This window comes from Massilia sp. UYP32 (genome assembly GCF_050434365.1).
Classification (GTDB): Bacteria; Pseudomonadota; Gammaproteobacteria; order Burkholderiales; family Burkholderiaceae_D; genus Telluria; species Telluria timonae.
The window spans coordinates 146,980-160,980 of the sequence record NZ_JBNDIK010000001.1 but is presented as its reverse complement, the minus strand read 5'-3'; the positions used below and the strand labels follow the sequence as shown (position 1 = coordinate 160,980).

The 14,001-nt window shown below is 69.6% G+C and carries 12 protein-coding genes; 1 reads left to right on the top strand and 11 read right to left on the bottom strand.

The window, feature by feature from the left end; genetic code table 11:
- Nucleotides 1–73: 73 nt before the first annotated feature.
- Nucleotides 74–2,008: a heparinase II/III domain-containing protein gene (locus tag ABIB42_RS00735; RefSeq protein WP_429247713.1), complete on the bottom strand. Its 1,935-nt coding sequence runs from the start codon at nucleotides 2,006–2,008 to the stop codon at nucleotides 74–76.
- Here ABIB42_RS00735 and ABIB42_RS00730 point away from each other — a divergent pair.
- The gene (locus ABIB42_RS00730) at nucleotides 1,917–2,117 is read left to right on the top strand and encodes a hypothetical protein (protein ID WP_429247758.1); all 201 of its coding nucleotides are present in this window, start codon (nucleotides 1,917–1,919) and stop codon (nucleotides 2,115–2,117) included. The two genes, ABIB42_RS00735 and ABIB42_RS00730, sit on opposite strands and share 92 nt — an antisense overlap.
- 479 nt (nucleotides 2,118–2,596) lie before the next feature.
- Here ABIB42_RS00730 and ABIB42_RS00725 read toward each other — a convergent pair whose 3' ends face one another.
- The 10 genes from ABIB42_RS00725 to ABIB42_RS00680 form a co-directional block, all read right to left on the bottom strand.
- Complete coding sequence (locus ABIB42_RS00725) at nucleotides 2,597–3,433, bottom strand: glycosyltransferase family 2 protein (protein ID WP_219863128.1); 837 nt, start codon at nucleotides 3,431–3,433, stop codon at nucleotides 2,597–2,599.
- Nucleotides 3,369–4,649: a glycosyltransferase family 4 protein gene (locus ABIB42_RS00720; protein ID WP_184234542.1), complete on the bottom strand. Its 1,281-nt coding sequence runs from the start codon at nucleotides 4,647–4,649 to the stop codon at nucleotides 3,369–3,371. The genes ABIB42_RS00725 and ABIB42_RS00720 overlap by 65 nt, the downstream gene beginning before the upstream one ends.
- A gap of 263 nt (nucleotides 4,650–4,912) precedes the next feature.
- Complete coding sequence (locus ABIB42_RS00715; RefSeq protein WP_229409863.1) at nucleotides 4,913–6,550, bottom strand: oligosaccharide flippase family protein; 1,638 nt, start codon at nucleotides 6,548–6,550, stop codon at nucleotides 4,913–4,915.
- Nucleotides 6,436–7,983 (bottom strand): O-antigen ligase family protein, encoded by a 1,548-nt coding sequence (locus ABIB42_RS00710; protein ID WP_219863126.1) that lies wholly within the window; start codon nucleotides 7,981–7,983, stop codon nucleotides 6,436–6,438. The genes ABIB42_RS00715 and ABIB42_RS00710 overlap by 115 nt, the downstream gene beginning before the upstream one ends.
- 18 nt (nucleotides 7,984–8,001) lie before the next feature.
- Entirely contained in the window at nucleotides 8,002–8,742 is a 741-nt protein-coding gene (epsI, locus tag ABIB42_RS00705; RefSeq protein WP_005669163.1) for an exosortase-associated protein EpsI, B-type, read from the bottom strand.
- On the bottom strand, nucleotides 8,739–9,755 hold the full coding sequence (xrtB, locus tag ABIB42_RS00700; RefSeq protein WP_219863124.1) for an exosortase B: 1,017 nt from the start codon (nucleotides 9,753–9,755) through the stop codon (nucleotides 8,739–8,741). The genes epsI and xrtB overlap by 4 nt, the downstream gene beginning before the upstream one ends.
- Nucleotide 9,756: 1 nt before the next feature.
- Entirely contained in the window at nucleotides 9,757–10,626 is an 870-nt protein-coding gene (epsG, locus tag ABIB42_RS00695) for a chain length determinant protein tyrosine kinase EpsG (protein WP_219863123.1), read from the bottom strand.
- Between the two features lie 29 nt (nucleotides 10,627–10,655).
- Nucleotides 10,656–12,074 carry a chain length determinant protein EpsF gene (epsF, locus tag ABIB42_RS00690; RefSeq protein ID WP_313632419.1) on the bottom strand — a complete coding sequence of 473 codons (1,419 nt, stop codon included), beginning with the start codon at nucleotides 12,072–12,074 and terminating at the stop codon, nucleotides 10,656–10,658.
- 66 nt (nucleotides 12,075–12,140) lie between these two features.
- Nucleotides 12,141–12,929, bottom strand: a complete 789-nt coding sequence (gene epsE, locus ABIB42_RS00685) for a polysaccharide export protein EpsE (protein WP_005669154.1) — start codon at nucleotides 12,927–12,929, stop codon at nucleotides 12,141–12,143.
- Nucleotides 12,930–12,971: 42 nt separating this feature from the next.
- Entirely contained in the window at nucleotides 12,972–13,991 is a 1,020-nt protein-coding gene (locus tag ABIB42_RS00680; RefSeq protein ID WP_229520374.1) for an EpsD family peptidyl-prolyl cis-trans isomerase, read from the bottom strand.
- Nucleotides 13,992–14,001: the final 10 nt, after the last annotated feature.

The window sequence follows — 14,001 nt, the reverse complement described above, 5'->3', positions numbered from 1 at the left end:
GAGCGCGGCTCCACTCATGCGCGCCAGACTAGCATCGCGCATGAATCGAGCGCGCCACCTAGGCGCCAGGCTATTAATTCAAGGTCACGCTCTGGCCGGCGACGGTCACGGTGCGCACCGTGCCCGAGGTGGCGATGCTGACCGGCGGCTTCTTGCAGCCGACGTCGAGCAGCACCAGGAACTCGGCGGTCGACTTGCCGTCGTTCTTGAGGTAGAAGGCGCCATGGTCCTCGATCACGTTAACCTTGGCGCCCGGCCCGATCCACTTGGCGAAGCTGGCGTCCGCGTTGAGCGAGCGCAGGCACAGCGACTGGCCGCCGGCCGACACCTTGACGTTCTGCGCATTCTCCACCGTCATGATGACCGGAGTGTGGATATTCCACTCGTAGGTGCGGGCGATCGTGCTGGCCAGGCGGTCGCGCACCAGGATCGCATTGCCGGCATTGCGCAGGTGCCAGACCTGGCGCTTGGCCATGGTCAGCTGGCCGCCATAAGAGGCGGTGGCGTCGCCCTCGACGAAATCATAGGCGGGCTGGGCGGCGAAGCCGGTGATCTTGCCGTTGCGCTGCAGCTGTTCGCGGTAGCCCGTCACCAGCTGGCCCTTGCCGCCGTCGAAGGTGATCGCATTCTGCGAGCGGGTCTGGTGATACCAGTCGCTCCAGTAAGGCGAACCGTACCAGTCATACCAGCCGGCCTTGACCAGCAGCGGCTGGCCCGCGCTGGACAGCAGGATGCCGTTCTGGTCGCCATGGCTGTGGTTGAACGAACCGTAGGGGCTGGACTTGAAGTACAGCGAGGTGCGGCTGCTGGAGCCGATGTCGGTGTGCATCGAGGCCCAGCCGATGCTCGGATAATAGGCCGAGTTGGTCGGCGGCGTCTTGGTCACGGTGCCCTTGATCGGCATCGGGTACGGCGCTTGCAGCAGGCTCAGCGTATCCTCGGTGCCGCCCAGGCTGGCCACGTACCAGGCCGCGCGCGGCGACACCATGCGCGAGCCGAAGGCATGCCAGACACGGGTGTCGGGCTTGGTCTCGGAGCCGTCGCCGAAGGCGTGCACGCGCGAGCCCGGCGGCGTGAACTGGGTGGCGAAGTCGAGCAGGCCCTGGGCCCAGGGCTTGGCATAGAAATTCACGCCGGACGCCTGCGACATCGGATCCCACAGCGCGACCAGGTAGCCAGCCGCATATTCGGCATAGGCGGTGCCGTTGGCGTAGCCGCCCTCCTCGCCGCTCCAGGGCGACGGCGAGTTGGCATAGGCGCGGAACGAGAAGTCGAACCACTTCTGCGCCTCGGGAATGTCGCCCAGCGCCAGCGTCGAGATCAGCGACAGGAAGATCAGGCTCGTGTTGCCGTGCGAATCGAAGGGATACTGGTCGAGGCGGCCATTGTCGCCGGCCAGGTTGCCGTAGATTTCCTCGGCGCGGATCCTGACCGTGTTCAGCCAGCGCGCGCGGCGCGGCGCGTCCAGGTCGGCGGCCAGGATGTCGACCGCCTTGATCAGCGAAACCGAGATCTGGCGCGTGGCCTGGTCCTGGTTGGCGTAGCTGGTCGGCCCTTTCGGGTCGAGGGCGGCCATCTGGTCGCCGCGGCGCAGCGCTTCGTCGAGGAACAGGCGGTCGCCCTTCATGCGCCACATCACGGCCGCGGCCTCGAGCTGGCGGCTGGCTTCGTTGATGCGCTGGCGGATGTCGGTCTGCTGGCTGGCCATGGCGGCCGTCAGCGGCGAGCTGATCACGATCGGCCAGCGCGCATCGCTCAGCGCCGGCACCGCGTTGATCTGCAGCTTGATCTCGTTCATCATGCGGCTGACGTAGGGGTCGAGTTCGGCGCGCTTGGCGCTGTTCCAGCTGGCATACGGTGTAAACGACGACGGCAGCGCGCGCGGACGCGCCTTGGCCGTGATGCGCGCGCGCAGCGTGGCATTGTCCGGCACCTCGAACAGGTTCGACCTGCTGGTGATCGAGAAGGCGCGCGGCGTCGACCAGTCGTCGCTGCCGACCGGACGCACGCGCCAGGTGTACTTGCCCAGGGCCAGGGCCTTCGGCGGCAGGTACCAGTTGCGCTCGGTGACGACCTTGCTCGGCGCACCGCCGCTCGGCGTGATCTCGAGCTCGTAGGCGGCGGGGCCGTTGGCGTGGCGAGCCCCAGGTGAATCCGGGCGGATTCTGGGCCTGGACCTGGTTCAGGTCCGGGCTGGGTTGGACGACCAGGGGATCGGGGGACTGGGCCCAGTCCGCGCGCGCGCTCATGCATACGAAGAGCGACGCCAGCGCCAACGCGTGGACCAGACCTTTCCGGTGAAAATTCATGCTGAAGCTCCGAGAGAACGAGAATTGTTCAGGGATCGCGCCGCGATCGGGCGCTGGATCGATACCTGCTGCAGGCGTCGGGCGACGCTTGCTTGACGGGAACAATGTTACCGCAGGTTTTTTTGAACAAAATCAACTTCCCCAAGGAAACAAGAGGTTTATTTGCTTTCGCGCCCTGCATTCGCACGAATCCAACACGACAGATTTAACATTTGGTGAACAGGATGTTCTGTCCAGTAACTGTCGTGCTCGATGTGGAAAGACTGTGCGATAACTGGGAGCATGCGCTAGCTTTGCGCCTGGCCATCCGCGCTGCGTTGCAGACGGCGCAAGGCATGCATGCGCTTCAGGTAGCGCAGGCAATAGATGCCGAACGACAGCGGCGCCTTGTCCGCATGGCGCCGGCGCACGGCGAACTCCTCGCGCCGCGCCGCGATCCGGTTGCGCGACGAGACGCTGCCGGCATGGTCGCGAAATACGGCCAGCACCGCATCGACCAGCTCCGGCCGGCTGAGCGCCCCCAGCCGCAGCCACAGGTCGACGTCCATCGCATAGCGCAGGCGCTCGTCGAAGCCGCCGACCAGGGCGAACACGTCGCGCCGCACGAACACGGCCGGGTGCGGCACCCAGGCGCGGCCGGCGGCGTAGGAGCGGTAGGAGAACGGCGGCATCGCGTTCGGCGGCAGCAGGCGGCCCTCCCTGAGCACCTGGATGTTGCCGACCACCCAGGCCGGCGGGCAGCCGCCGCCTGCGTCGCCGTCGCCGTCGCCGTCGCCGTCGCCGAGTATGCCGCCAAGCTCTTCGATGCGCCGCCCGACCGTGGCCAGCACCGCCGGACCGGCGTAATAGTCGTCGGAGTGCAGGTGGGCGACGTAGCGGCCGCCCGCCGCGGCGATGCCCTGGTTCATGGCGTGGCCGATGCCGCCCCGCACGTCGCGCAGCACGCGCTTGGCGCCGGGATAGGCGGCGATCATGTCCAGGGTGGCGTCGCTCGAGCCGGCATCGACGAAGATGTGCTCGAGATCGCGGCAGGTCTGGGCCTGGACCGAAGCCAGCGTGTCAGCCAGCGTAGCCGCGCTGTTCCAGGTGCAGGTGACGATCGAGAAGGTCGGCTGGTTCGGCATACAGCTCCAGTAAGGTGGGCAGCAGGCGGGCGGCGTCGGTTCCGAAGTCGGCCGGCGGCGCAATGCGTGGCGGCGGCGCCGCCGCGAGCAGGCGCGCCAGCCGTGCGACCAGCGCCGGCATGGTGCGGGCCAGCGCCAGCTGGCCCGGATACTGGGCGTACTGGGCCAGCTCGGGCGTGCCGCCGCGCGCCAGCGCCAGGCAACCGCGGCCCAGCGCCAGCGCTTCGAGCACCGTGGTGCTGCAGGCTTCCTCGCACAACGACGGCACCACGCACAGGTGGGCGCGCGCGGCCAGGGCCAGGGTGGCGGCATGGTCTTGCCAGCCGAGGAAGCGCACCTGCGGACCGGCATGGCGCCGCTCCAGCGCCGCGCGCTGCGGACCGTCGCCGACGACGGTCAAGTGGGTATGGGCCGGCAGGTGGCCGGCGGCGGCGTCGAGAAATTCCGCGAACCCCTTGCCGGTGTCGATCCTGCCGGCCAGCACCACCTCTCCTGCCTGCGGCGCCGGGGCGGCCAGGGCCAGCGCGCGCAGCGAGGAATAGTCGACCAGGTTGTGGATCACGCGGCTGCGCGCCAGGTCGGCATCGGGCACCGCGCGCAGGAAACGGCGACGCAGGAAGTGGGACACGAACACTGTCTTGTGGCGGGCGAAGGCGCGCGCGGCCTGGCTGCGGTAGCCGCTGACGGCGAGCGCCGTCAGCGCCGTGCGCACCGGGCCGGGACTCGGGGCGGCGTGGCGCGCGCTGCACGCCGTGCACGCGCCCGGCGCCAGCCGCTCGCACACGGCGTCGTCGACGAAGCGCAGGTGGGTCAGGCATTCGCTGCCCTGGTCGTGGCGGGTCTGCACGAAGTTGATGCCGTCCCGGACGTACAGGCCCGTCATCGGCAGGTGGCCGTGGTAGTGGACCACGTCGAAGCCGGCGGCATGGGCATCGATGGCGCGCGCGATGCGGCGCGCAAACCAGGGCCGCTTGAGCGGATTGAAGACGCCCAGCTGCGCCTCTTTCCAGCCGGGGCGCACGATGGCGAAACCGGGCCGGAAGCGTCCGGCGAAGCCGATCTGGCGCGCGGGGTCGGCCGAGGGCCGGTCGGCGCGGCCCAGGATCTCGACCGCATGGCCCTCTTGCAGCAGGCGGTTGGCCAGGGTCACCACGTGCTTGCCCAGGCCGCCCACTTGTTCGCCTGGCAGATCCTCGGACACCATCAGGATGCGCATGCCTCACCCCCGCTATCAAAGACGTGAGCTCTCGGGCAGGACGACCGCCATGCCCTCGAGGCGGAATGTATCGTGGCGACATGGAAGGCGTCCTGACAGCGCCCTTTCGCTTGAAACGCGGGAGATACGCCCGTGCGCTGGCGCGGTGCATGGCCCGACCGTCACGCTGCCGCCGAAGGTGCCGAATCGGTGATGTCGACTGTCCGCCACCGCATATGGTTGGACATCCATGGCGCTACTTGAGTTCAGCGCCCCGGCCATCCTCAACCGGCCCTGGCGCGCGCCGGCTGGCAGCGCGTCTTGAGGCGGGCCCAGGCCAGGTCGCGGTCGCCGCGCTCGATCACGAACAGCGCTCCATGCAGGGCCAGCAGGAGCACGGTGGCGGCCAGGATCGCGAGGAAGGCGCCCAGGCTATCGTCGAGCAGGGCCTCGGCCGCGCCGGCGGCGATGGCGACGGGCGCGATCCCGGCCAGCCCCGGCACATAGCCATGGACCAGCAGGCGCCGCAGCGGGGTCGGGACGGTGCGGCCATGGACGTAGACCAGGAATGCCGTGGCGAACAGCAGCGAGGTGGCCAGGTGACCCCAGGCGGCCCCAAGGATCCCCCACCCGGCCACGCCGGCGTAGACCATGCCCAGCCCGGCCAGCGCGCGCACCACGGCGAACAGCCCCGAGACGCGCGGGTGGCCCATGCCGTCGTTGACCAGAGACGGCAGGCTGGTCAGGGAATCGACGAATTGCGACAAGGCCATCAGCGCCAGGATGGTGGCGCCGTGGCGCGCGAAGGCGGCGTCCATCCAGTAGCCCAGGATGCGATGGGCGAACACGGTCAGCAGCACCAGGATCGCCGCGTTCAGGTAGACCACGTAGCGCGTCGCCTTGAGGTAGACCGCGTCCAGGCGCGCCAGCTCGCCCCTGGCCGCGAGCGCGCTGGCGGCCGGGAAGGCCACGGCCGACAGGCGAAAGCTCAGTCCCAGCACGCGGTTGGCCAGGGTGGCGGCGACCGTGAAATACGCGAGGCCGGCGACGCCGACCAGGGCCCCGATCACCAGCTTGTCGGCGTGGGCGTACGACAGCGCGGCGAAGCGCGACAGGAAAGTCCAGCCCGAGAAGCGCAGCAGGGCCGCGCGCACGCCGGCGCCCGGCCAGCGCCAGCGCCAGTCGGGCAGCAGGCGCCGGACGGCGCGCCACAGCACCAGAGCGTGGATGGCGCTCGCGACCACGCGCAGCAGGACCACCTCGAACAGGCCGCCGCCCAGGGCCAGCACGCCGACCGTGGCCAGCGGCACCAGCGTCCCGAACGCCATCTCGAGCCGGCCCGAAATATCGTAGCGCATGAGCGACTGCGGCACGCTGTTCAGGTAGATCTGCAACTGGCCGCACAAGAACGCCAGCGCGGCCAGTTGCAGGGTCGCGCTCGCCTCGAGGCGCAAGGCCGCCGGCACCGCGAACACGGCCTCGATCAGCCAGGCCGCGCTCAGCCAGATGCCCAGCGCGCCGAGCAGGCCGATGGCGACATAGGTGGCGAGGCCGAAGGACAGGGTCTCGGCGACCTGCCGCGCGTCGCCGTTGGCCCGGTGCTGGGCGATGTACTTGACCGAACCGGCCGTGAGGTTGATGTCGATCACCGCGAAATAGCCGACGATGGCCGTCACCAGGGAGTACACGCCATAGCCGGCCTCGCCCAGGCCTCGCACCACCAGCGGCACCGTGCCCAGCATCACCAGCGCGGGGACCGCCGCCCCGAGCAGGTTGGACCAGGCGTTGAGGGCCAGGCGCAGCTTCATCACGCCGGCGCCATTGGGCGCCGCGGCGCGCGCTGCCAGGCCGGCCGCTGCCAGGACGGCCGCTGCGCCGCTTCTTGCGCGGCCGCCAGCGCCAGGTAGGGCAGGCTCAGGCATAGAGCCAGCATCTGGGTGGTGCGCACCTGCGGGAACGGCGTGCCGATCAGCAGGTCGGGAATCATGAACGCCAGCCCCGCCGCCCCGGCCGCGCCCAGGCCCAGCAGCTCGGGCGGCAGGCTGCGCAGCGCCCGCCGCGCGCCCACGACGAAGGCGACGATGGTGCCGGCCAGCAGCACCGTGCCGAGCAGGCCGCTCTTGAGCGCGATGTGCAGCACCCCGCTGTGCAGGAACAGCCCGCCGTCCGGGTTGCCTTGCCATGAAATGGCCTGGTAGCCATGGTAGCGGCCCCAGGCGCCGATGCCGGCCAGCGGGTGCGCCAGGAAATCGGCGAACGCCAGCTTGAGTTCCAGCACCCGTTCGCTTTCCGGACCGAAGCGGCGCGACTGCATGTCGTACAACAGCCCACCGACCCCGCCGCCGCCCCCGCCCGCCTCGCCTGCGGCGCGCGTCTGCGCCAGGCGCCGCGCCGCCACGAAGGCCATGGCCGCGCCGGCCAGCGGCATGGCGGCCAGGCCCAGCTGCAGGCGGCGCGCGGGCGGAAAGCGCCACAGCACGACTGCGAACGCCAGCAGGAAGCCGATCCAGGCGGTGCGGCGATAGGACAGCACGACGCACAGCGTGGTGGCAAGCAAGGTGGCCCACGCCAGCGCGCGCCACGGCCGGCCTTGCGCCGGCGTCGGCGCGCCGGATGGCGCCTGGAACAGCGCGACGGCGGCGATCGCGAACGCCAGCGTGCACAGCAGGCTGTCGTTGATGTCGAAGAAGGTCAGGCGGATCTGGATCGCATTCATATTGGCATACACATTGTTCGGGTCGCCGCCCGATACCGCCCAGCGGCCGAGGCCGAACAGCGCGCGCGCCAGACCCGCCAGCATGATGAAGCGCGCCAGCTCGAGCGCCTGCTCACGGGTGCGGAAGGCCAGCAGCATCAGCGAGACGAGCGGCGCCATCCAGACGATATTCGAGAAGCCCGACGGCGCCAGCGACTCGGCCAGCGGCACCCCGGTGGCCAGCCCGACGCCGACGTGGGCGGCCAGCAGGACGGCCCAGGCCAGGAACCAGGGCCGCAGATTGCAGGCCGGCGCGGCCTGGCGCGGCCGGCCGGGCGCGAAGTTGTTTGCGCTGCCGTTCACGCAGTGATTCATGAAACTGGCGGACATGCGGGCGCACAGCCAGGCGCCGAGCACATACCACAGCACCACGCCGAAGAACAGCATGCCCGAGCCCCGGCTGTAGATGCTGCGTGACGCGAACACGGCCAGGTTGCCATAGCTGGTGGAATTGACCCAGAAAAAGACCAGCAGATAGGGATAGACCAGGAAACGCGGCCAGACCATCCCGACACCGATCCCCAGCACGGCCGCGAGCGACAGTCCGATGACGAACAGCCACGGCAACGAATAATAGATATAGGGCAGGATGTCGTTCATCGCCGCGCCGTCGCCGGGTCAGTGGCGCGCGCTGCCGACGGCGCGCGACGCGTCGGCCGTGGCGCGCACGGTGTCGGCGCCGATCAGGTGGGCGCGGTCTCCCGGCGCCAGCACCGCGAGCAGGTCGAGCACGAAACGGTCTTGCACCCGCCAGGCGGCATGCTCGTCGGAACCGATGGTCGATACCCGCACCAGCATGCCGTCCGGGATCTCGCCCGACAGGCCGTAGGCGAGGCGGCGCAGCTTTTGCTGGATGCCGGCCTTGGTCGCCTTGTCGCCGATGGTGATCCAGTAGGTGATCGGCTCGTTACGCTCGCTCAGGCGCGCCACCAGGCGCTTGACCGGCAAGCGGCCATGGCGGGTGGGCAGCAGGTCTTCGCTGTCCTCGACCAGCTCGAAGCCCTGGGCCACGTAGCAGACCTCGGGCAGGTGCAGCTGCAATGCCCTGCTCTGGTCGCCGCCATAGGCGATCGACAACATCACCCGCTGGCCGTGGGCGTCGATATAGGTGCGCGACAGGGTCTGGTCGTAGATCTTCGCGAGCACGCCCTGCTGCTCCGGGTCGGGCTGCAGGGGCACGACGCCCGGGTCGACCGTCCAGGCGCCGAAGCGTTGCGGAATCATCTGCTCGAGGCTGAAGCGCTCGTGCGGCAGCGGCGCGCGCGGCGCCGGCGTCAAGGCCCCGGTCAGCGCCGAGGTGGCGGCCATGGCCAGGCCCAGCACGATGCTGACGGCCAGGTGGCGGCGCGCCGGTTTCATCGGGCGCCCCCGCGCAGTGGACTCGGCGAGTTCGGCGAGTTCGGCGAGTTCGGCGGGTTTGGCCAACCGTGGCCGGGATGGCGCGGCTGCTCGCGGCGCTTGATGAACCACTGCAGGGCCGCGTCGAGCGCCAGGATCATCAGGAGCGCCGTCACGAACAGCACCATGCCGGCAAAGCCGTGCAGGAAGCCCTGCCCGGCCGCGTCACCGAAATAATAGGTGATCAGGGTCAGCGCGATCACGCGGATCACGTTCGCGGTAAACGAGACCGGGACGATCAGGATCGCCAGCGCCAGATTGCGAAAGGCCGACGGATGGCGCATCAGGTTCAGGTAGAACAGGCCCAGCGCCTCGAGGGTCAGGAGGGTCTGCAGGCCGGCGCAGGCATCGGCCACCAGCAGCTGGTACTGGCCGATCTGCAGCACCACGCCGGAGCGCGAAATCGGATAGCCGGCCGCGAACAGCAGGTGTTCGGTGGCCCAGGACACGGCCATCTTCATCGGCATCGTCACCGCCGCCACCAGCTCGCTCGGCAGGGGCACCATGAACAGCATGAAGAAGAACGGGAACCACAGCAGGCGCAGGGCGCGCGCGCCCAGCTTGAGCAGGACGGTTGCCGCCAGCACCGCGAGGATCGAGGCGACCTCGAACATCAGGATCTTTTGCGAACGGCCCAGCAGGTGGATGCCCAGGCCGAACACCAGCACCGCCCAGCCGATCCAGTGCGGCCGCGGCGGCGCGCTGGCCGCCCGCACCTCGGGCCACTTGCGCCAGATCAGCCACAGGGACAGGGCGAAAATGATCGGTCCATGGCCCTGCTCTTCGCCGATCCAGGCGCCGCTGAACAGGTCGCGGAACGTCGGCCCGAACAGCAGGGCCAGGCCCAGCATGACCGGCCACCATTCGGGCAAGGCCTGGCGCAGGCCGGCGCCCAGGCCAGGGTCGCGGCCAGGGTCGGGGCCAGGACCGGGGCCAGGACCGGGGCCGGGATGCACGCCGTGCCGCGGGTCCATGCTAGAACTCCATCACCACCGAACCGACCACTTCGGCGCCGGCATCGACCATCTGCCCGGCCATGCGCGCCATGTCGGCGATGCGGGTGCGGTGCTTGCAGGCCACCAGCAGCACGCCGCCGGCCCGGCCCGCCACCGCCAGGGCATCGGCGCCGGCCGTAAACGGCGGCAAGTCGAGCAGCACGACGTCGTGGCGGCTCTCCAGCTGCGCCGCCAGGGTGCGAAAGCCTGGCCGCGCCAGCAGTTCTTGCGGATTCGGCGGCAAGGTCCCGGCCGGCAACACCGACAGGTCGGCAAAGGACGGCACGCGCAGGATGGCGTCCAGGTCGGCCCGCCCCGCCAGCATATCGGACAGACCCTGGCGCGGCCGGAGTCCGAACAGTTCATGCTGGCGCGGCGCGCGCAGGTTGGCGTCCACCAGCAGGGTCTGCTCGCCGAGCTGGGAAAACACCAGCGCCAGATTGGCGGCGAACAGGCTGGCGCCATCGTCCGGATCGGCGCCGGCGATCGCCAGCGCGCGCCGCCCGCGCGCGAACCAGCGCAGCGTCAGCTGGCTGCGGATCGCGCGCAAGGCCTCGACCTGGGGCGCAAACGGTTCGTAGGCGGCGACCAGCCTGGGCGAGAGCCTGGCCTGCCCTTTCTGCAGATAGGGATAGGCGAACTGCCGGGCCAGCGCCTGCTGGATGTCGTCCTCGCTCACCAGGCCGAGGCGCAGCGCCGCCTCACCGAAACGGATGCCCAGGTCTTCGTGGGTGCGCAGCACGCGCTCGGCGTCATCGGCGCTGAGCTTGCCAGCATCGACCAGCAGCGCGCCCATGCTGGCGTCGCGGCCGGGGCCGCTGTGCAGGGCGGATAGCACGGATGAGTTCATGGCGAGTCCTCGGCTCAGCTCAGCGCTGTTCAATTGAGGCGCGGTTGCCGGCCGGGCGCCATCAGCCGGCGAAGACGGCCCGTCCGCGCGGGCGGCGCCTGCCAGGCGATGGCGCCCAGTACCGGAATGCCCAGCATGTCTTGCAGGTCGCTGCTGGAGCGCACCGGCCGCGCCAGCAATTCCAGCAGCAGCGCCAGGCCGACGCCGAGCACGGTGCCGAGCACGATCGCAGCCAATGTATTGAGCAGGATGCGCGGGCCACTCGGCGTCGTGGGGGCCACGGCCGGGTTGAGCACCGAGACGTCGGACTGCTCGGACTGGGCCTCGATCCGCGTCTGCGAATAGCGCTGGCTGGCCGCATCGAAGGCGCGCTGCGCGCCTTCGAGGTCTTTCAGCAAGGGACCGAGCTCGTCGCGGGTGCGGTTGAGCTCGAGCACGCGCTCCTTCTGCGCCGCCAGCTCGCTGCGCAGCTCGGCTTCGCGCTGGCGGTAGACATCGGCGTTGGCGCCGACGCTGCGGCTGACGCTGCCCAGCGCACTGCCGAGCTCGGCGCGCAGCTTGCCGGCTTCGGCGGCCGCGGCCTGGTATTGCGGGTGGTTGCGCCCGAAGCGCGCGCCGGCCTCGGCCAGCTTGGCCTCGGCGCTGGCCAGATTCATGCGCAGGTTCTGGATCAGGGTATTGTTGGCGACGTCGGGCGAATCGACGGCCGCGCCGGCGGTCCCGGCCGCCCTTTCGCGCGAACCCGCTTCCATGGCCGCGGCCTGGGCCACCACCAGCTGGGCAGCCAGGTCGTTCAGGCGCGACAGCTCGACATCGACCCGGTTGTTGTCGAGGCTGACGATGCCTTTTTCTTGCTGGTACTTCGACAGGCGGGCCTGGGCCGCCTCGAGGTTGTCGCGCAACTGCCTGGTCTGTTCGTTGAAGTACAGCGAGGCGTTCTTGGCCGGCTCGGTCTTGAGCTGCACGCCGACCCGCCGGTATTCCTCGGCGAAGGCGTTCGCGACCGCGGCCGCGAACACGGGATCGGCGCCGCTGAAGCTGATCTCGACCACGCTCGACTCGCGCGACGGCATGATCTCGAGCTTCTGGAGCAGCAGGTCGGCCAGCCAGTCGCGCACCGTCCCCCTGCCCTCGTTGGCTTCCTGGAATTGCTGGACGACGGCCGGGCTCGACGCCAGCCGCAGCGTGTCGACGACGCGCAGCGCCACGTTCTTGCTGCCGATGATGTCCATTTGCGTTGCCATATATCCCGGCATCAGTTGCCCTGGCATGGTCAGGCCGGTGAGCGGATCGACGCCCTTGTAGTTGAGCAGCACCGATGCCGTGGCCTCGTAGGTCTTTTGCTGCACCACGCTCCAGCCGAGGGCGAGCAGCACCGTGACCAGGAGCGTGCCCAGGACGATTTTCTTACGGGCCAGCAAAATCAGCAGAAATTGATGCACGCTCATGACTCACCTTTGCATGCGGGGACCGCGTCCAAGCCCGGCGAGAAGCCGATGCCGGACACGCTGCCGTCAGAACCAGCTTTCGCGCACCACGATCACGTCGTCGACCTGGACCGTATCACTGGCCTGGACGTCCAGCGTGACCGGCTTGCCGCTGGGGTCGCGGCGCGTGACCTTGATGCCGTTGTCGCTGCCGCGCGGACTCAGGCCGCCACCGGCCGAGATCGCCTGCTGGACCGTCATGCCGCGCTCCAGGCGGAACGGCCCGGGACGGCTGACCTCGCCGGTGACGTAAGCGCGCGGCGCCCGCTCCACGAAGATGATGTCGCCGCCGGCGACCTCGTAGTCCTTGTCGAGCTCGCCCTTGCGCACCATGTCGACCACATCGATGGTCTCGCGCGTCGTCTTGCCGTCGCGCGTGCGCACCAGGCTGATCATGTCGCCGCCATCGCCATGGATGCCGCCGGCCAGCGCCAGCATGTCGAGCACCTTGCGCCTGCCTTCGACCGGATAGCGGCCCGGCCGGTTCACCTGGCCCAGCACCGAAACCTGCTGGCTGGCCAGCGTGGTCACCAGCATGTTCACCTGAGCCCGCTTGATGTAGCCCCCCTTCTCGAGCTGGCCTGCGATCTTCTTTTCGGCGGCGGCCACCGACAGGCCGCCGACAGCCACCTGGCCCAGCAGCGGGAACGTGATGTGGCCACTCTCGCTGACGCGGGTCTCGATCGACAGGTCGGGGCTGCCATACACGGACAGCTTGACCACGTCGCCGGCGCCCAGCAGCACCTCGGTCGCACCGGCCACGCTCATGCCCAGCATGAAGGCGGCCCCCGTCATCCACTTGATCCAGCGTTTCATCGTCAGTCTCCAGGCACGTCGTTGGGAAGTCCTTCGCAAGCCCTACTTGAGGCCGGCCACGCCGCGGTCGAGCGCCGCCTTGTCGGCGCGCGCGTCCTCGTGCACGGTGTCGGCCACCGGGCCGATGTCGCCGTTGCCGTCGCCGTCGCCCGCACCCGCACCCGGTCCGGCGTGCGCCGGCGTGGCGGGCATGCCCGCCAGCGCCGCCGGCGCCGCGGCCGGGAGCGCGCCGGGCGTGGCGGCGTCGGGCGCCAGGTCCTTGTTCAGGTAGTCGATCTTCGCGGTGGCGCGCAGGCGCTGGATTTCGGCCTGGGCCAGTTCCTTGTTCTTGCGGTTGGCCAGGTATTGCGCGATCTGCGGCGCGGCGATCGCCAGCGAGACCGGCGCGTCGCGCACCTCGTCGATCGAGGTCAGGAGCGCGCGCTCCCCTTCCTGCACCAGGAACAGCTGGCCCTTCGGCATCGACAGCAGCTTCGCGGCCAGCTCGGGCTTGAGGTCGGCAGTGCTGCGCGTGACCTGGGCGCGGCCGTAGGCGACCTGCCTGGTGTCGAGATAGGCGGCCACGTCCTCGAGCGAGCGGGCCTTGTCGGCGGCGGCGCGCAGCTCGGGCGTCACGCTGGACGCCGGCAGCACGAGCTGGTTCATCGCGAACTGGCGGCGGTTGGCGAAGAACTGGGGATGCTTGTTGAAATAATCCTCGATCTCGGCCTCGGTCGGCCGACCGACGTCGCCCACCCGCTTCTGCATATAGGCCTGGGCGATGATCAGGGAGCGCGCTCGCTCGATCGCCTGCATGACCTTGGGATCGCGGTCGATCTTTTCCTTGGCCGCCGCGCTTTCGAGCAGTTCGCGGTCGATCAGGGCTTGCAGCAACTGCTTGCTGGCGGTTTGCTGCTGGGCAGCCGGGACGCCGGCACGCTGCATTTCTTCATTCAGCTGCAAAACCGTGATCTCTTCGCCGTTGACGCTGGCCAGGGCCTGGCCGGGCTTGGTCTCGGGCACCGGCTTGTCGCGGTTGCAACCGGCCAGCGCGACGCTGGCCAGCACCAGGACCGCGCACACGGCCCGCCTC